Source organism: Pseudomonas putida NBRC 14164 (genome assembly GCF_000412675.1).
Classification (GTDB): Bacteria; Pseudomonadota; Gammaproteobacteria; order Pseudomonadales; family Pseudomonadaceae; genus Aquipseudomonas; species Aquipseudomonas putida.
In genome coordinates, this window is the sequence record NC_021505.1 from 3,210,893 (window position 1) to 3,227,727 (window position 16,835).

General features: G+C 62.8%; 14 protein-coding genes. 8 read left to right on the forward strand and 6 right to left on the reverse strand.

Annotated elements, in window-relative coordinates:
* Positions 1-65 precede the first annotated feature (65 nt).
* Positions 66-368: a hypothetical protein gene (locus PP4_RS14250; RefSeq protein WP_016499893.1), complete on the forward strand. Its 303-nt coding sequence runs from the start codon at positions 66-68 to the stop codon at positions 366-368.
* Between the two features lie 114 nt (positions 369-482).
* On the opposite strand, the gene PP4_RS14255 is transcribed toward PP4_RS14250, so the two are convergent.
* The 4 genes from PP4_RS14255 to PP4_RS14270 all read right to left on the reverse strand — a co-directional run bounded on the left by PP4_RS14255 (position 483) and on the right by PP4_RS14270 (position 5,843).
* Positions 483-1,910 carry a sigma-54-dependent transcriptional regulator gene (locus PP4_RS14255; RefSeq protein ID WP_016499894.1) on the reverse strand — a complete coding sequence of 476 codons (1,428 nt, stop codon included), beginning with the start codon at positions 1,908-1,910 and terminating at the stop codon, positions 483-485.
* A complete protein-coding gene (locus PP4_RS14260; protein ID WP_016499895.1) occupies positions 1,879-3,372 on the reverse strand; it encodes a sensor histidine kinase in 1,494 nt (497 codons plus the stop codon). Before PP4_RS14260 ends, PP4_RS14255 begins: the two co-directional genes overlap by 32 nt.
* A gap of 298 nt (positions 3,373-3,670) precedes the next feature.
* Positions 3,671-5,131, reverse strand: coding sequence for a sensor histidine kinase (locus PP4_RS14265; protein WP_041167747.1), 1,461 nt, complete (start codon positions 5,129-5,131; stop codon positions 3,671-3,673).
* Positions 5,132-5,249: 118 nt separating this feature from the next.
* Entirely contained in the window at positions 5,250-5,843 is a 594-nt protein-coding gene (locus PP4_RS14270) for a lytic transglycosylase domain-containing protein (RefSeq protein WP_016499897.1), read from the reverse strand.
* Between the two features lie 185 nt (positions 5,844-6,028).
* On the opposite strand from PP4_RS14270, the gene gspG reads away from it, so the two are divergent.
* Both gspG and PP4_RS14280 read left to right on the forward strand, forming a co-directional pair.
* Positions 6,029-6,454 (forward strand): type II secretion system major pseudopilin GspG, encoded by a 426-nt coding sequence (gene gspG / locus PP4_RS14275; protein ID WP_041168041.1) that lies wholly within the window; start codon positions 6,029-6,031, stop codon positions 6,452-6,454.
* 11 nt (positions 6,455-6,465) lie between these two features.
* Positions 6,466-7,656, forward strand: coding sequence for a type II secretion system F family protein (locus PP4_RS14280; protein WP_016499899.1), 1,191 nt, complete (start codon positions 6,466-6,468; stop codon positions 7,654-7,656).
* On the opposite strand, the gene PP4_RS14285 is transcribed toward PP4_RS14280, so the two are convergent.
* Together PP4_RS14285 and PP4_RS14290 are read right to left on the reverse strand one after the other, a co-directional pair.
* Complete coding sequence (locus PP4_RS14285; RefSeq protein WP_016499900.1) at positions 7,650-8,957, reverse strand: LLM class flavin-dependent oxidoreductase; 1,308 nt, start codon at positions 8,955-8,957, stop codon at positions 7,650-7,652. The two genes, PP4_RS14280 and PP4_RS14285, sit on opposite strands and share 7 nt — an antisense overlap.
* Before the next feature lie 137 nt (positions 8,958-9,094).
* Positions 9,095-10,030 carry an ABC transporter substrate-binding protein gene (locus PP4_RS14290; protein ID WP_016499901.1) on the reverse strand — a complete coding sequence of 312 codons (936 nt, stop codon included), beginning with the start codon at positions 10,028-10,030 and terminating at the stop codon, positions 9,095-9,097.
* Positions 10,031-10,333: 303 nt separating this feature from the next.
* Between PP4_RS14290 and PP4_RS14295 the strand changes: the two genes are divergently transcribed.
* The 5 genes from PP4_RS14295 (at position 10,334) to PP4_RS14315 (ending at position 16,687) form a co-directional block, all read left to right on the forward strand.
* Positions 10,334-10,942, forward strand: coding sequence for a cysteine dioxygenase family protein (locus PP4_RS14295; protein ID WP_016499902.1), 609 nt, complete (start codon positions 10,334-10,336; stop codon positions 10,940-10,942).
* The gene (locus tag PP4_RS14300; RefSeq protein WP_016499903.1) at positions 10,939-12,525 is read left to right on the forward strand and encodes a rhodanese-related sulfurtransferase; all 1,587 of its coding nucleotides are present in this window, start codon (positions 10,939-10,941) and stop codon (positions 12,523-12,525) included. The genes PP4_RS14295 and PP4_RS14300 overlap by 4 nt, the downstream gene beginning before the upstream one ends.
* A gap of 158 nt (positions 12,526-12,683) precedes the next feature.
* On the forward strand, positions 12,684-13,214 hold the full coding sequence (locus PP4_RS14305) for a sigma-70 family RNA polymerase sigma factor (protein ID WP_016499904.1): 531 nt from the start codon (positions 12,684-12,686) through the stop codon (positions 13,212-13,214).
* The gene (locus tag PP4_RS14310) at positions 13,211-14,173 is read left to right on the forward strand and encodes a FecR domain-containing protein (RefSeq protein ID WP_016499905.1); all 963 of its coding nucleotides are present in this window, start codon (positions 13,211-13,213) and stop codon (positions 14,171-14,173) included. Before PP4_RS14305 ends, PP4_RS14310 begins: the two co-directional genes overlap by 4 nt.
* Positions 14,174-14,260: 87 nt before the next feature.
* Positions 14,261-16,687, forward strand: coding sequence for a TonB-dependent siderophore receptor (locus tag PP4_RS14315; RefSeq protein ID WP_016499906.1), 2,427 nt, complete (start codon positions 14,261-14,263; stop codon positions 16,685-16,687).
* Positions 16,688-16,835 lie beyond the last annotated feature (148 nt).

Consider the following 16,835-nt stretch of genomic DNA (forward strand, 5'->3'; position numbering starts at 1 on the left):
CACCTTGATGCTTTGGGTAGGGCCAAAGGAAATCATGAGACCTATCCGAAGCAAAGGAGCCTGCCATGCCCCGCTCAAGCATTCTGCTGATTGCCCTGCTCGCCTCGCCAATGGCCCTGGCCGCCGGCACTGGCCCCACCTACCCTGACGACCCACACAACCCGGCGCCACGGCCGGGCGTGGACAGCACCCTCAACCCGATCGAAAAGCCCATGCCGCGGGATACTGACACGCGCATCCAAGGTAACGACCCGGAAAGCCCACCGGCCAAGCAGAATGACAACCGCGATCTGCCGGGGATGGATGGCAGTGGCTCGGAGGGTAGCGGATATCAGGGAAACAGCGGTACCAGTACAGGCAACCCTTGACTACGCTAACCAGTGGTCCACCTTAAAAAATCGCAGGGATTGGTGTATGCCTGTACTGGCCTTTTCGCGGGCATGCCCGCGAAAAGGCCGACATGGGCAGTAAAGATTGATCAATTACCACTGGCGTTTGTCTGGGCGTGTCAGCCCCAGCTTCTCGATCCTGTAACGCAACATGTCCCGCGACAACCCGAGCATCCGCGCCGATTTGGTCACATTCCAGTCCGTACGGTCCAGGGTCTTGCACACCAGGTCGCGTTCCATGTCCGGCAGGCTGGTGCCTGGCTCCGGGTCGTGCCGTGGCATCTCGAACATCGCTGGCGCCGGTTGCTGAACCAATGGCTCGTCAATCAAGGTCATGCACAGGTTCAACTGGTGCGCCTGCACCACCTCGTTCGGCGCCAGCAGCACGGTCTGCTCCAGCATGTTGCGCAGTTCGCGCACGTTTCCAGGCCAGCTATAGCCCAGCATCAGGCTCTCGGCCTCGGCGGAAAACCGCAGATTCGGCTTGCCGTAACGCCGGCCATGGTGGGCCAGGAAATGCCTTGCCAGTAACAGGATGTCCTGGCCACGGGCATACAGGCGCGGCACCTTTATGGCGATTATGCGCAGGCGGAAGAACAGGTCGCGGCGGAACTTGCCCTGCTGCACCATCTGCTCCAGGTTGCAGTTGGTGGCACTGATCACCCGCAGGTCTACCTTGCGCTCCTTCACCGCACCAATCCGGCGGATACTGCGATCCTCCAGCAGCTTGAGCAGTTTGGCCTGCAGCACCAGGTCCATTTCGCCGATTTCGTCGAGGAACAAGGTACCGCCGTCGGCGGCCTCTACCAAGCCCAGCCGTCGCTCCTTGGCATCGGTGAATGCGCCCTTCTCGTGGCCGAACAGTTCGGCTTCCAGCAGGTTGGCAGGGATTGAGGCGCAGTTGAACTCGATGAATGGGCCTTTGGCGCGAGAACCATCAAAATGCAGGGCGCGCGCCACCAGCTCCTTACCCGTCCCGGTCTCACCTTCGACCAGCACCGGTGGCAAATCGTCGCTGGCCATACGCCGCTCGGCATCCAGCACCTGGCGCAGGGTGTGCTTGAGGGTGAGCATCACCGACGATTCGCCGATCAACGCCTGCAACCCGGACTTCTGCGCCTCGCGCTCCTGGTAGAACGACAGCGTGCGCTCCATGCGCTCGGCAGCCAGTGCCTTGTCCAGGGTCAATTTGAGCTCGGCAAGCACTACCGGCTTGGTCAGATAATGGAAGGCGCCCTCCTTCATCGCCTGCACGGCATCTTCGACATTACCGTAGCCGGTCATCATGATCACTTTCAGGCCCGGCACCTGCACCACCAGGCTGCGCAGCAGGTCGTGCCCGCTCATGCCTGGCAATGAGTTGTCGGTCAGCACCGCGTCGGGCTGGGCCCGCTTGACCTGCTCCAGCGCAAGCTCGGCGCTGTGGCACACGGTGACCTCGAAGCCCTTGAGGCTGAGGTAGGTGCGAATGTTGTCAGCGAGGATTTCATCATCCTCGACTACCAGGATGCTGTGCTCCATGGTCCCCTCCCGCTGCGATATTGAATGTAAGGCTGACGCGGGTTCCTTCCTCTTCGCGGCTGCTCAGGCTGACCGAGCCGCCAAAACGTTCCATGATGCGCTTGACCAGGGCCAGGCCTACACCGAGGCCGCCCTGCTTGGTCGTGAAGAACGGCTTGAACACCATCCGCTCCTGCTGTTGGCTCATGCCTTTGCCGGTGTCGGTGAGCACGAACTCGGCACGCTGGCCGTCCTTGACATTGACCTGGGCGGTCAGCATGCCGCCTGCCGGCATGGCCTCCAGGGCATTGGAGAACAAGCTGTTGAGAATCTGCGTGAGCTGCAGCGGCTGACTGGCCACCCACTGCTCATCAGGCCCTTCGAAATGAAAGCGCACCCCGTTGCGCTCGATCTGCTGGACGAACGCCAGGTGGGTGTCCTCGATGGCCGCCACCAGGTCCACCGCCTCGGCCTCGTCGCTGAGCGGGCGCAACGACACCAGCAGGTCGCGTACCCAGCGCGACATGCGGTCCACCTGGCTGATGATGTCGGTAATGTTCTTCTGCGCTGCGGGGTTGGCGATTTCCTGGGCCAGTTCGGCGCTGGAACGGATATTGGCCAGTGGGTTGCGCAGGCTGTGCGCCACTGCAGACGACATCTCGCCCAGTGCCACGTAGGTTTCACTGGCCACCAGCCGGTCCTGTTGCAGGTTCAGCATCTGCGCCGCCCGGCGCACGATCCAGAACAGCCCGAAGTAGATCAACGCCCCGCCTACCAGGGTCGAAGCCCAGATCAGCACGTAGCCGCGCTGGATGCGTCGTATCAGGTCTTGCGGCTCCTTGTAGATCTCCACCATGGCCATTACCTGTTCGCCCTGGCTGTCGAACAGCGGAATGTAGTTCTCGATGAACAGGTAGCGCGGTTGACGCAAAAACTTCTGCTCTTCGCGGTCATCCTCGGCCTTGTGGTAGCTGGCCGACACCGCCTTGCGCGAGCGGAAGGCGCGATCCAGATCGCTATCGGCTTCTATCCGCTTGCCGATCAGCTCGACGTTGGTGGACCAGACGATGGTGCGGTCGCGGGCGTAGACATTGGCCAGCAAGGTATCAGGCAGATGCTCGACATGGTCGAGAAATTCGACGCGGGTCGATTCGGCGAGCGCCGGGGTGAACTGCAAGTGCTGCTGGTCCAGGCGCGGGTCGAGCAGTTCACCCATCGTGGTGCCCGGTGGCAACTGCGAATGGCGTACCTCGGCCTGGGCCATGGCCTGAATGAACTGCGCGGTCAGCATCGCATCACGCTGCACGCTATCGCGGACCACAAAGCGCGTGGACACATAACCCAGCCCGCCCGCCACCGCCGTGATGATCAACAGGCTGATGACCGAAAACCAGCGCAACAGGTTGAACTCACGCAATGGCACGGCCAGACCGCTGGCAGTCGCACTGGCCTTGTCGCGAACGTCGTTTTCCAGCATCTGCATCGCGTGGTTCCCGCACAAGGCGTCCGTTCAGAAATGCATCAAGGCCAACCAACAGCAGCCAGTTGATAGCACCCCGCCTGGGCAGCCATAAGCTGCCATGTGTCGCGTGTCGCGCTTCGTCTATCACGCTGCAAGAACTCGGCCAGCGCACAGTACAAATCTAAAAACCATATCTTTCAGTATCTTAGGAGGTCTTTTTAAAAACTACATAAAGATCAGGCCCCACATTTGGGTACTAATGACCCAAAAACAATTAATTCATTTAAATCAATATCTTGTGATGGATTTTTAAAGCCATTTAACAATTCGTCGCCAAGCGGAAATTCAACGACACTCGCGTACCATGGCCTTCACTGCTGCTGAGCCTGACCGAGCCGCCGAAGCGTTCCATGATGCGTTTCACCAGCACCAGCCCCACCCCCAACCCACCCTGTTTGGTGGTAAAGAACGGCCGGAAGGCCATGCGCTGCTGCTGTTCGTTCATACCCTTGCCGTTGTCGGACAGGCGCAGGGTCAGGCTGCGCCGGTCATGGCGCACCACCTCGATACGCAGCCGTCCGCCCTGCTCCATCGATTCCAGCGCATTGGCGATCAGGCTGCTGAAAATCTGCCGCAGTAACGCCGGATGCCCCAACACCTGTACCGCCGGTAACGGTTGCAGGTCCAGGCTCACCCCTTCACGCGCCAACTGCACGGCGTAGCTCTGCAGGCTCTCCTGCAAGGCCAGCGACAAGTCCACCGCGACCGCCTCATCGTTCAGTGGGCGCAGCGACTGCAGCATCTGGCGGATCCACTGCGACATGCGGTCAACCTGGCTGATGATGTCGTTGATATTGCGCTGTGCCGGCCCTTCGTCGAACGCCTGGGCCAGCTCGGCACTGGAGCGGATACTGGCCAGCGGGTTGCGCAGGCTGTGGGCCACCGCCGAGGACACCTCGCCGAGTGCCACATAGGTTTCGTTGTTGATCAGCCGCTTCTGCTGCACTGCCAGCAACCGCGCAGCGCGGTGCATGATGCCGTACAGGCCAACGTAGACCAGTGCGGCGCCGACGGTGATCGCCAGCCAGATCAGTATCAGGCCATGCTCGATACGCACGATCAGGTCATGGGGCTCTTTATAGATCTCGACCATGGCCGTGACATGCTCGCCATCAGCAGCGAACAGCGGAATGTAGTTTTCGATGAACAGCTGCTCGGGCGGGGTGACAAACTTCTGCTCGGCGCGGGCCTCTTCGAAGTTGTGGTAGCTGGCCGAGACTCGCATCTTGTACTCGAAAGCCCGCTCCAGGTCGTCGTCGCTGTCAATCAGCTTGCCAATCAGCGCCGGGTTGGTGGACCAGATCACCATACGGTCGGGGGCATAGATATTGGCCAGCAGCATGTCTGGCAGGTGGGCGATATGGTCAAGAAACTCGCCGCGGGCCTTGCGCCGGGCATCCGGGTCGACGTCCGGCAGGTTGCTGCGGTCGGTGCGCGGGTCCAGCAGCTCGCCCATTGTGCGCACGTTGGGGATCGACACATGGCGCACTTCGGCGTCGGCGATGGAGGTGATGAATTGTGCCGTGAGCAAGGCATCACGCTCAACGCTCTCATCGATGATGAATCGGCTGGAAATCAGCCCCAGGCCGACAGCCACCGAAAGGATGATGGCGAGGCTGACCCAGGCATACCAGCGCAACAGGTTGAACGGCTTGCGTGGGGCTGTCAGCTCGTTACCGGCAGGCACTTCGATGGCGTCGGAACGGGGGGCGATGTCCATGGCGGGCTCCACAGCTGGGCACCTTCAGAAGGTTATAGCCCAGACCTGGGGAAACCGTAGTGCTAAATTGATGGCAACCGCCGAAGGGTACAGGGACCGCGTAACCTCTGACACGCAATTACAGTGGCGAATCATTCGCCAACCCCTGCAGCCTGCGGTATTCGCGCAGCACCGTGGGCACATAGCGCCGGGTTTCGGCAAACGGCGGCACGGCGCCCCGCCGCATCACGGCGTCCGGCCCAGCGTTATAAGCTGCCACGGCCAGGGTGATGTCGTTGTCGAAGAGGGTAAGCATCTGCTTGAGGTATCGTGCCCCGCCCTGCACGTTGTCCTCAGGGTCCAGGCGGTCTTCCACGCCCATTTCGCGGGCAGTATCCGGCATCAGTTGCATCAACCCTACTGCCCCCGCCCGCGACCGGGCCTTCGGGTTGTAGCCGGACTCGGCCTTGATCAGCGCATGCAGCAGGGCCGGTGGCACGTTGTGGATGCGCGCTGCCGTGGCGACCACCTCGGCGTAAGGCCGGCCAGTGATCATCTGCGCATTGGCCGGGCCAGCCTGGGCCGCCTGTTCGCTGATCACCTTTTCATAGTGGCGCCCGGGTCGATGGACGTTGGTCAGTACGTAGCCGCCCTTGGCATCGATGGAGATGTACACATCGGCCTGGGCGGCACCTGCCGCCAGCCAGATCAAACCGAGGATGAGTCCACGCATGACGGTTGCCTCTTCGTCGTGGCCCCCGAAGTGGGGGAAATGCCCCGGAAAACCCGAGGTCGATGACCACGACGCAAGCACTGTGCCGCTTCCTGTACCGCATGGCGCAAGGCCCCGAGGCAGACGTGCACGGCTGTTGCATGGTGCTTGGCAACCCGTGTCCCCATGCAGTGGAGGGCTTCACCATGCAGTGCAGAACCAAACCGCAACGTGGCTTCACCCTGCTCGAACTCCTGGTGGTGCTGGTGGTGCTCGGCCTGTTGGCCGGCATCGTCGCGCCCAAGTACTTCAGCCAGCTCGGTCGCTCCGAAGCCAAGGTGGCGCGGGCGCAGATAGAAGGGCTGGGCAAGGCGCTGGATTTGTATCGCCTGGAGGTCGGCCACTACCCCAACAGCGAGCAAGGCCTGCAGGCCCTGGTAATCGCCCCCAGTGGCGAAGCGCGCTGGACCGGCCCGTACCTGCAGAAGGCCGTGCCCCAGGACCCATGGGGCCGCCCTTACATCTACCGGCAACCTGGCGAAAACGGTGGTGAATACGACCTGCTGTCGATGGGCAAGGACGGCCAGCCCGGCGGTGACGGGGAAAACGCCGAAATTACCAGCTGGCAGTAAGGAGAGTGGCCATGCGCTACAGCCTCAAGGCCCTGGGCAGACAGGGCGTGGTGCAGTTGCAGATCGACGCCGAGGACGCCGACCAGGCCCGCCGCCAGGCCGAGGACCAAGGCTTGCGCGTGCTCAGCCTGCGCAGCAACGGCGGCGCCTTGCGCGGTATGGCCTGGCGACGCGAAGCGGCATTCGACCTGGTTCTGTTCAGCCAGGAACTGTCGACCCTGCTCAATGCCGGCCTGCCGCTGATCGACGCACTGGAGAGCCTGGCAGAAAAGGCCCCTGCATCCGCCACACGCAAGGTGCTGGCCGAGTTGGTACGCCAGCTGTACGAAGGCCGTTCGCTGTCCCAGGCCCTGGGCCAGCAACCGCGGATATTTCCGCCGCTGTACGTGGCGCTGGTGCAGTCCAGCGAACGCACCGGTGCGCTGGGCGACGCCCTCACGCGCTACATCAGTTATCGCCAGCGCCTGGACCTGGTACGGCAGAAGCTGGTGGGGGCCTCGGTCTACCCGTTGCTGCTGTTGCTGGTGGGTGGCGGCGTAGTGCTGTTCCTGCTTGGCTATGTGGTGCCGCGTTTCAGCCAGGTGTTCGAGGGCATGGGTACCGAATTGCCTTGGCTGTCACGGGTGTTGATGCAGATCGGGCTATTTTTGCATGCCCAGCAACTGCCGCTGGCGCTGGGCACGGTCGTTGGGGGCACGGCGTTGTGGCTGCTACGCCGCCACCCACGGGTACGGCGCTGGGCATCCTGCCAGTTGCGCCGCCTGCCGGCGCTGCATCAACGCTTGATGATGTACGAGCTGGCGCGCTTCTATCGCTCGTTGGGCATCCTGCTGCAAGGCGGCATTCCCATCCTCACCGCCATGGGCATGGCCCGCGGCCTGCTCGGCAGCGCAGCAGCCCAGGGCTTGGGCCAGGCCAGCCAACGGGTGGGCGAAGGGCTGCCATTGTCCGATGCGCTGGAGGCCGGGCACCTGGTTACACCCGTGTCGCTGCGCCTGCTGCGGGCCGGCGAGCAATCCGGCAACCTGGGCGAGATGCTGGAACGCTGCGCCGACTTCCATGACCAGGAAATCGGCCGCTGGGTGGAATGGTTCGTGAAACTCTTCGAACCGCTGCTGATGACGTTCATCGGCCTGCTGATCGGCCTGATCGTGATCCTGATGTACATGCCGATCTTCGAACTGGCCTCAAGCATTCACTGAATGGCCAGGCCTAGGCTCTCGCGCAGAGTGCTGCCTTCGTATGCCGTACGGTACACCCCGCGCTCTTGCAGCAGCGGCACCACCTGCTGGGTAAACCGGCGGAACTGCCCGGGGTGGCCGATGTAAATGTTGAAGCCATCCAGCGCCCGCGCCTCGAACCACTCGGTCATTTTTGCCGCTACCGTTTCGGCCGAGCCAACGAACGCCCCTGGGCGCAGCTTGCGCCCGAATTCCACCGCCTGGCGCAAGCTGAACCCCTGCTCCCGGGCCTGGTCGGCGATGCGCTTGGCGTTGGTGAAGAAACTGCTGCGTGCGTGCTCCAGGCTTTCCTGGGGGAACGGCGCATCAAGGTCGTACTGGCTGAACTCGTGCCAGCCGAAATTGCGCCCGAATTCCTTGAGGGCCAGCTCGAAGCTATGGTCCTGCTGGTGGTAATGGCGTTCGATCTCGCGGGCGTGTTCGTCGGTATCGCCTACGTAGATCTCGGCACCAGGCAATACCAGCAGTTGCTCGGGGTCGCGCCCCAGCCGCGCAGCGCGGTCTTTCACATCGCGGTAGAACGCCTGGCCCTGCTCGATGCTGGCGGCATGAGTGAAAATGACATCTGCCGTGGCCGCCCCAAGCTCGCGCCCTTGCTGCGACTCGCCCGCCTGGAAGATCACCGGCTGGCCCTGGGGGGAACGCTGGATATTCAGCGGCCCTACGACCGAGAAGTGCTCGCCCTTGTGGTTCAGGGCATGCATTCGGCTTGGGTCGAGGAATTGCCCGGTCGCGCGGTTGCGCGGGAACGCGCCGTCTTCATAGGAGTGCCACAGCCCCTGCACCACAGCCACATGCTCCTGGGCACGGGCATACCGGGTGTCGTAGTCGTAGTGCTCGTCACGGCCATAGTTGCCAGCGGTACCAGCGTCACCACTGGTGACCACGTTCCAGCCAGCGCGGCCTTTGCTGATCAGGTCCAGCGAGGCCAGGCGGCGGGCGACGTTGAAGGGTTCGTTGTAGGACGTGGTCAGGGTGCCGACCAGGCCGATGTGCCGCGTGGTCACTGCCAGCGCCGAGAGCAGGGTCAGCGGTTCCAGGCGATTGAGGTAGTGAGACGGCGAGCCGGGGGTGATGTACTGGCTGTCGACGATGAAGATGAGGTCGAACAGCGCCGCTTCGGCCTGGCGGGCGATGTCGATGTACCAGTCGATATTGACGCTGGCGTCAGCGGGCAGCTCCGGGTCCAGCCACAGGTTGTGCCGGCCTGGGCCGCCGCAGCCCATGGTCAGGGCACCAAGCTTGATTTTGCGAGTAGTCATGGTCATTCCTCAAAAAGGTTCTGCCTGTACCGGCCCTATCGCCGGCAAGCCAGCTCCCACAGGAGCCCCTAAGGCCGAAGCCCAACGGTGCACCTGTGGGAGCTGGCTTGCCGGCGATAGGGCCATTACAGAAGTGCTTAATGGTCGAGCGCTGCCGCGAACGAGGTATCGAACAGGCTCGACGCCGGGTAGTTCTTGATCAGCCCCAGCCCGGCAAAGAAGTCCACGGTCTTCTGCGCATCCACGATCACCTGCGGGTTCAGCGGCGCGACATCGGTACGGGCGCGGGCAAACCAGATGCGGGCAATGTCGCGGTCGGCACGGGTGCGTTTGGCCCAGGCATCGGCATAAGCCTCGGTATGGGCCGGGTCGCTCAGGGTCCAGTCACGGGCCTTTTTCAGGCGCTGCAGAAAATCACTGATCTGTGCCCGCTTGGCCTCCACCGCCTTGGCATTGGCCACCACGAAGCTCTGCGCCGGGATCAATCCTTCGGCCGTGGCCAGCACCCGCGCCCCTTGGCGCTCCTGCTGGGTGACATAGGGCTCCCAGGTCGCGATCACATCCACTGAACCGCCATCCAGGGCATGGGAGGCGTCCAGGGCGCTGAGGTAGCGCAGCTCCAGGGCATCACGCGGCACGGCGGCCTTGTCCAGCGCGCTGAATAGCAACTGCTGGCTCCAGGAGCCCTTCCAGATCGCCGCACGTTTGCCGCGCAGGTCTTCGAGGCTGTGAATGTTCGAGTCCTTACTCGCCAGGATCGCCACGCCATCCAGGTTCTGCCGGCTGACCGCAATCACCTTGATCGGGGCGCCCAGGGCACCAAGGAACAACGGCGGCGCATCGCCCAGCAGGCCGATGTCCAGGCTGCCCACGTTCAGCGCCTCGGCTACCGGCGAGCCGGCCGTAAACTGCTTCCACTCCAATGTATACGGCAGGTCGTCGAGCACGCCGGCCGCTTCCATGACCGCTCGGGCATTGAAGCTCTGGTCACCGACCACCAAGGTTTGCGCGGCAGCGGCCAGGCTGAGGGAGCTGGCCAGCACACCGGCAGCCAATTGCTTGAGGTATCGCACGTTCGTCTCCAGGTACCGTAGGGGTACTTCAGGCCGATCCGCGCGTGCGGTCTCGTGGGGGGCATGGGGCTGATATATTCACTTTGAATATAACCAGAGCAATGCTTATAAGTTATCGATTAAGCGCAGCGCCGTGAAATTCGTTTTGGGCATAACCTAATGCTTTGCCCATGCGCCCATTTCAAAACAGATTCACCCATCTGTAAATGCGTTATTTGCATATTAGTTTATTCGTATTTTTACTTTTGAGAATATTCAGTGCGTTTGCTAGGGTTAACCCAAACCGTCAGCCGAGCCTGAACCATGAGCCAACCCCTGCGCCTTGAGCGCCTGCGCCACTTCATCGACGCGCTTGCGCAACTGGTGGACCAAGAAAACGACGAAGCCACCCTCCTCGACCACGGCCAGAGCCTGCTGCGCAGCCTGGTCGCCCACGACGACTGGTTGCCCGAAGCACTGGCGCAGCCAGACCCGACCCGTTACCAGCAATATTTGCTGCATTGCGATTCGCGCCAACGCTTTTCCATCGTCAGCTTCGTCTGGGGGCCAGGCCAGCAGACACCGATCCACGACCACCGGGTCTGGGGCCTGATCGGCATGCTGCGCGGCGCGGAATATTCGCAAGGCTTCGCCCGTAGCGAACACGGCGCATTTTTGCCAGCGGGTGAGCCTGTACGCCTTGATCCCGGCCATGTAGAGGCCGTTTCGCCGCGTATTGGCGATGTTCATCAAGTCAGCAACGCGTTCGACGACCGGGTTTCTATCAGCATCCACGTGTATGGCGCCAACATCGGTGCCGTCAGCCGCGCGGTGTACTCGCCCGACGGCAGCGAAAAACCGTTCATTTCCGGCTATTCCAACAGCCTTCTGCCCAACATCTGGGACCTGTCCAAAGAGAACCCTGCCCCATGAGTACCGTTGCCCCCCGTTCCTACCAAGACATTCGCCAGGCCTTGCTGGCCCACGAAGAACTGGCGCTGATCGATGTGCGCGAGGAAGACCCGTTCGCCCAGGAACACCCCCTGTTCACTGCCAATATCCCCTTGTCCAAGCTGGAACTGGAGATTTTCGCCCGCGTGCCACGGCGCGACACCCGCATTACGGTGTATGACGACGGTGAAGGCCTGGCACATCAGGCCGCCGAACGCCTGGTGGCGTTAGGGTACAGCGATGTCGCATTGCTCGAAGGCGGCCTGGCCGGCTGGCGCGCCGCCGGTGGCGAGCTGTTCCGTGACGTGAACGTACCGAGCAAGGCCTTTGGCGAGCTGGTCGAAAGCGTGCGCCATACCCCGTCGCTGGCGGCCGAACAGGTGCAGGCGCTGCTGGACGACAAGGCCGATGTGGTGGTGCTCGACGCCCGCCGCTTCGACGAATACCAGACCATGAGCATCCCGGGGGGCATCAGTGTGCCGGGTGCCGAACTGGTACTGCGGGTTGCCGAACTGGCGCCCAGCCCCGCCACGCAGGTCATCGTCAACTGCGCAGGGCGCACCCGCAGCATCATCGGCACCCAGTCGCTGGTCAACGCCGGCATCCCCAACCCCGTGGCTGCCCTGCGCAACGGCACCATCGGCTGGACCCTGGCCGGGCAAACGCTGGCACACGGCCAGGAGCGCCGCTTCGCCGAGGTGAGCGACAACACCCGCGCAAACGCCGCCCAACGCGCCCGCAATGTGGCCGACCGCGCCGGTGTGCTGCGCCTGGAGCGCGAAGCCCTGGCCGTTTGGCAGGCCGATACCCGGCGCACCACCTACCTGTTCGATGTGCGCACCCCCGAGGAATATGCCCACGGCCACCTGCCGGCCAGCCGCAGTGTACCGGGCGGGCAACTGGTGCAGGAAACCGACCACGTCGCCAGCGTGCGGGGGGCGCGAATCGTGCTGGTGGATGACGACGGCGTGCGGGCCAACATGAGCGCTTCCTGGCTGGCGCAAATGGGCTGGCAGGTCGCCGTGCTCGATGGCGTGTCGGCGCAAGATTTCAGCGAGACCGGTGATTGGCAGGCTCCCCAACCGCCACTGCCCGCAGTCACCGAAATCGGCGTCGAGCAGTTGGACGACTGGCTGCAAACGCCAGGCACCGTGGTGCTGGACTTCACCACCAGTGCCAACTACGTTAAACGCCATATTCCAGGCGCCCACTGGGCAATTCGCGCGCAGTTGCCGCAGGTGCTGGAACAGCTGCCAGTAGCCGAGCGCTATGTACTGACCTGCGGCAGCAGCCTGCTGGCACGCTTTGCGGCGGTAGACTTGCAGGCGCTTACGCAAACCCCGGTGTACGTACTGGACGGCGGCACGGCGCAGTGGATTGCGGCAGGCAAGCCGCTGGAAAGTGGCGAAAAGCACCTGGCGGTGGCGCGTACCGACCGTTATCGCCGGCCTTATGAAGGCACTGATAACCCGCGTGAGGCCATGCAGGGGTACCTGGACTGGGAGTTCGGGCTGATTGCCCAGCTGGAGCGGGATGGCACCCACGGGTTCAACGTATTGAGCTGAGATTGCCGGGGCGCGTTGCGCCCCTTTTCGCAACACATCACTGCGCCCTGCTTGTTCCGGGCAGCTTCTCTTCCCCCTCACCTTTTTAGCTGGGCCATTGCTGAATGTGCGCAATTGAAATAAATTGCGACTAATTCTCATTAGCGCGCAACAGCACCATGCCTGACTCCCTCCCCTCGACCGGACACAGCCTGGCCGGCCTGTACGCCAACCACCATGGCTGGCTGGTGAACTGGCTGCGCGGCCGGCTGCAGTGTTCGCAGCAGGCCGCCGACCTGGCCCAGGACACGTTCGTGCGTGTACTGCTGGCCGACCGCAGCCAGCCTTTGCTCAGTGAACTGCGCGAGCCGCGCCACTTTCTGGTGACCATGGCCAGGCGCGTGATGATCGACAGCTTCCGCCGCCGGGCACTGGAGCAGGCCTACCTGCAACTGTTGGCCGAACAGCCCGAACAGTATGCGATTTCCCCCGAGGAACGCTGGATGCTGGTCGAAACCCTGCAAGCACTGGATGCGATGCTTGAAGGCCTGGGCAAGAAGGTAAAGCAGGCGTTTCTGTTATCGCAGTTGCGTGGCCTGGGCTACAAGGACATCGCCGCCCAGATGGACGTATCGGTCAGTTCGGTCACCAAGTACATTGCCCGCGCCACCGAGCACTGCTTGCTGTTTGCCCTGGAACACGGCCAGTGAGCCCGCTGCCCCAACGACAGGCACTGAGTGCCGCCGCGCAGTGGTTTGCCCGGCTGGGCGAGGCCCCTGCAGACCCGGACCTGCAGCAACGCTGGCAGGCCTGGCATGCAGCCGACCCGCAGCACCAGTGGGCGTGGCAGCGGGTGGCCATGTTGCAGGCACAACTGAACCAGGCACAAGGCGCACTAGGCCATGACGTGCTGGAGCGTGTCGGCCAGCAGGGCCCGGCGCTGCAGCGGCGCATGCTGCTCAAGGGGCTGTTGCTGGGCTCGGCGCTCGGCGCCTTGGGCTGGCGCGGTTATCGGGATGCGCCGGCGTGGCTGGCCGATGTGCGCACTGCCATCGGCGAACAGCGCAGGTTGACGCTGAGTGACGGCAGCCGCCTTATCCTTAACACCGGCAGTGCGGTAGACATTGCCTTCAGCAACGACACCCGCCAGCTACGGCTGCGTGCCGGGGAGATCTTTGTCGAAACTGCCGCCGATCACCGCCCGTTCATGGTCAGTACTGGCGAAGGGTACATCAGGGCGCTGGGCACCCGGTTCAGCGTCAGACAACAGGACCACCAGACCCGCGTATGCGTTTACCAGCACGCCGTCGTCGTGAACCCGATCAACGCGGGTGGCGAGCAAACCCGCCTGGACAGTGGCCATGGCCTGTTGTTCGACAACACCCGCATCCTGCATCGCATGCCACTGGCCAGTACCGACGCGGCCTGGACCGAAGGCCAACTGGTGGTAGACGATTGGCGCCTGGATCACCTGCTCGAAGAATTACAGCGGTACCGCACTGGCTACCTGGGCTGCGACACGGCCGTCGGCCACTTGCGGGTTTCCGGCGCCTATTCGCTCACCGATCTTGACCTGACCCTGGCCACCGTTGCCCGCTCGCTGCCGGTAAAGCTGGTGCGCCATACCCGCTTCTGGACACGCGTGGAGCCATTGAGCGGCAATGCCTGAAAAAAATGCACAGGGCATTGTCGATTTGCCCTCGCCCATTCGCCTCCCTGGCAATAACACCGAAAACACTACGCCCAGGAAGCCCGCATGCGCCGCCTTATCTCACCACCCCGCCAAGCACTCACGTTTGCCTTGCTCGGCGCCTCGCTCGCCCTGCTCCCGCCGCTGCTGCCCGGTGCAGCCATGGCCCAGGCAGCCAACGCGCAGAAGACCTACACCATCAGCGGCGGCCCGCTGAGCACGGTGCTCGGCCGCTTCGCCAACGCAGCCGGGGTTGTGCTGTCGTTCGACAGCCAGCTCACTGCTGGCAAGCAAAGTGCCGGCCTGCAGGGCACCTACAGTGTCGAACAGGGCTTCGCCGCACTCCTGGCTGGCACCGGCCTGGGCGCTGCGCCCGCCGAGCAAGGCGCCTATGTGCTGTACCCGACCGAGTCCGGCAATGCTGTGCAACTGGGCGCGACCAGCGTGGTGGGCGATGGCCTGGCCGAAACCACCGAGAACACGGGGGCCTACACCACCGGGCGTACCCGTACCGCAACCAAACTGGGCCTGTCACTGCGCGAAACGCCGCAGTCGGTCAGCGTGGTCACTCGCCAGGTGATGAACGATCACCACCTGGCCTCGATCGACGATGTGGTGAAATTCACCCCGGGGCTGTCCAGCAACCATCGTGACAGCGAACGCTATACCTTCTATGCCCGCGGCTTCCAGATCCAGAACTTCCAGTACGACGGTATCCCGGCGCAAATCGCCAACGAGTCGCAACAATTCACCAGTACCTTGGCCGACATGGCGATCTATGACCGGGTCGAAGTGGTCCGAGGTGCCACCGGCCTGCTCAGTGGTGCAGGCACGCCGTCGGCCACGCTCAACCTGGTGCGCAAGCGGCCTACGGAGGATGCACAGGCGACGGTGGCTGGCGAAGTCGGTTCATGGGACCGCTACCGCACCGAAGCCGATGTCTCCGGGCCGCTCACCGAAGCCGGCAACATCCGCGGCCGCCTGGTCGGGGTGTACGAAACCGCCAACTCGTTCGTTGACTGGTACAAGACCGACAAGCGCGTGATGTACGGTGCCCTGGACATCGACCTGAGCGAAGACACCCTGCTGCGCCTGAGCCTGGACTACCAGAACAACAATGCCGATGGCGTCAGCTTCGGGCACATCCCTTTGTTCAACAGCGATGGCAGCGCAACAAACTTCTCGCGGTCGTTCAACCCCGCCGCGCGCTGGAGCTACCTGAACAATACCCAGTACAACTTCACCGGCCTGCTGGAGCACAAGCTGGCCAACGACTGGGTCGCCAAGGCCGCCTACAGCCACCAGTACGCGTACCGCTGTGGCGTCACCGGCTCCGCCAGCGCCGGTACGCCCGCCCCCCTTACCGGCAGCGGCGTATCGATGTATATCAACCGCCTCGACAGCTACCAGACACAGGACAATTTCGACCTGTACGCCACCGGCCCCTTCCAGCTGGGCGGCCGCGAACATGAGCTGGTGTTGGGCAGCAACCTGGCCTACACCCACCTCAACTACCCCACCTACGAACGCGGCTTCCCTGCGGTCGACAACATCTATGCATGGGATGGCGACCCCCATGGCAAACCGCACCTGGCCAAGACCGAAGAGAGCCTGTCACGCCTGAGCCAGTCCGGTGTCTACGCCGCCGTGCGCCTCAAGCCGTATGATCCGCTGTCGATTATTCTCGGCAGCCGGGTGAGCTGGTGGAACCAGAAGGACGACAGCAGCGATGATTTGACCGGCGAGGTCACTGGCCGCGACCGCACGAAGAAATCCGGCGTGGTCACGCCCTACGCCGGTGTGGTGCTGGACCTGAACGACACGTATTCGGTGTACGCCAGCTGGACGCAGATTTTCCTGCCCCAGACCTATTACAAGACCGCCAGCAATACCTCGCTGGACCCGCTCGAAGGCGACAACTACGAACTTGGCATCAAGGGCGAGTTCTACGACGGCGCTTTGAACGCCAGCGCCGCACTGTTCGAAGTCAAACAGAAGAACACGCCGCAACTGGTGGATGACAGTGGCCCCCAGGAAATCTACCGGGCCATTGCCGGCACTACCACCCGCGGCATCGAGACGGAAATTTCCGGCGAAGTACTGCCAGGCTGGAATGTATTTGGCGGCTACACCTACCGCGAGTCCCACGACAAGGAGGGCAACCGCGTCGAAACCAACCAGCCCATGAACCTGTTCAAGCTGGCCACAACTTATCGCCTGCCCGGTGACTGGAACAAGCTGACCGTGGGCGGCAACATGACTTGGCAAAGCGACATCTACGCGGTCAATTCAGATCTGGGCACCAAGGCGCACCAGCGTGACTATGGCGTGGTCGGGCTGCTGGCCAACTATGCCTTCGATGAACACCTGAGCGTAGGGCTGAACCTGAACAACCTGTTCGACAAGAAGTACTATGACGGCCTGGGCACGTTCAGCTCCGGCTCTTATGGTGAGCCACGCAACCTGGTGGCGAATGCCCGCTGGCGGTTCTGAGGGAATGCACGCGAACGGGGCTGCCAGGCAGCCCCATCATGCCCGCCATCGATGAATGATCCACACATATCATTCAGCGTGATATTAACCTTCGTCCCGTTCGATTCGTGCCTCACGCGCAACACACTCACACTCCGCCCACTACTAA

What these genes read in the sequence shown, in the direction of transcription:
- gspG (WP_041168041.1), top strand. Translation starts at nt 6,029, where the DNA reads ATGCAGTGCAGAACCAAACCGCAACGTGGCTTCACCCTGCTCGAACTC.
- PP4_RS14300 (WP_016499903.1), top strand. Translation starts at nt 10,939, where the DNA reads ATGAGTACCGTTGCCCCCCGTTCCTACCAAGACATTCGCCAGGCCTTG.
- PP4_RS14270 (WP_016499897.1), bottom strand. Translation starts at nt 5,843, where the DNA reads ATGCGTGGACTCATCCTCGGTTTGATCTGGCTGGCGGCAGGTGCCGCC.
- PP4_RS14260 (WP_016499895.1), bottom strand. Translation starts at nt 3,372, where the DNA reads ATGCAGATGCTGGAAAACGACGTTCGCGACAAGGCCAGTGCGACTGCC.
- PP4_RS14250 (WP_016499893.1), top strand. Translation starts at nt 66, where the DNA reads ATGCCCCGCTCAAGCATTCTGCTGATTGCCCTGCTCGCCTCGCCAATG.
- PP4_RS14265 (WP_041167747.1), bottom strand. Translation starts at nt 5,131, where the DNA reads ATGGACATCGCCCCCCGTTCCGACGCCATCGAAGTGCCTGCCGGTAAC.
- PP4_RS14255 (WP_016499894.1), bottom strand. Translation starts at nt 1,910, where the DNA reads ATGGAGCACAGCATCCTGGTAGTCGAGGATGATGAAATCCTCGCTGAC.
- PP4_RS14295 (WP_016499902.1), top strand. Translation starts at nt 10,334, where the DNA reads ATGAGCCAACCCCTGCGCCTTGAGCGCCTGCGCCACTTCATCGACGCG.
- PP4_RS14315 (WP_016499906.1), top strand. Translation starts at nt 14,261, where the DNA reads ATGCGCCGCCTTATCTCACCACCCCGCCAAGCACTCACGTTTGCCTTG.
- PP4_RS14280 (WP_016499899.1), top strand. Translation starts at nt 6,466, where the DNA reads ATGCGCTACAGCCTCAAGGCCCTGGGCAGACAGGGCGTGGTGCAGTTG.
- PP4_RS14305 (WP_016499904.1), top strand. Translation starts at nt 12,684, where the DNA reads ATGCCTGACTCCCTCCCCTCGACCGGACACAGCCTGGCCGGCCTGTAC.
- PP4_RS14285 (WP_016499900.1), bottom strand. Translation starts at nt 8,957, where the DNA reads ATGACTACTCGCAAAATCAAGCTTGGTGCCCTGACCATGGGCTGCGGC.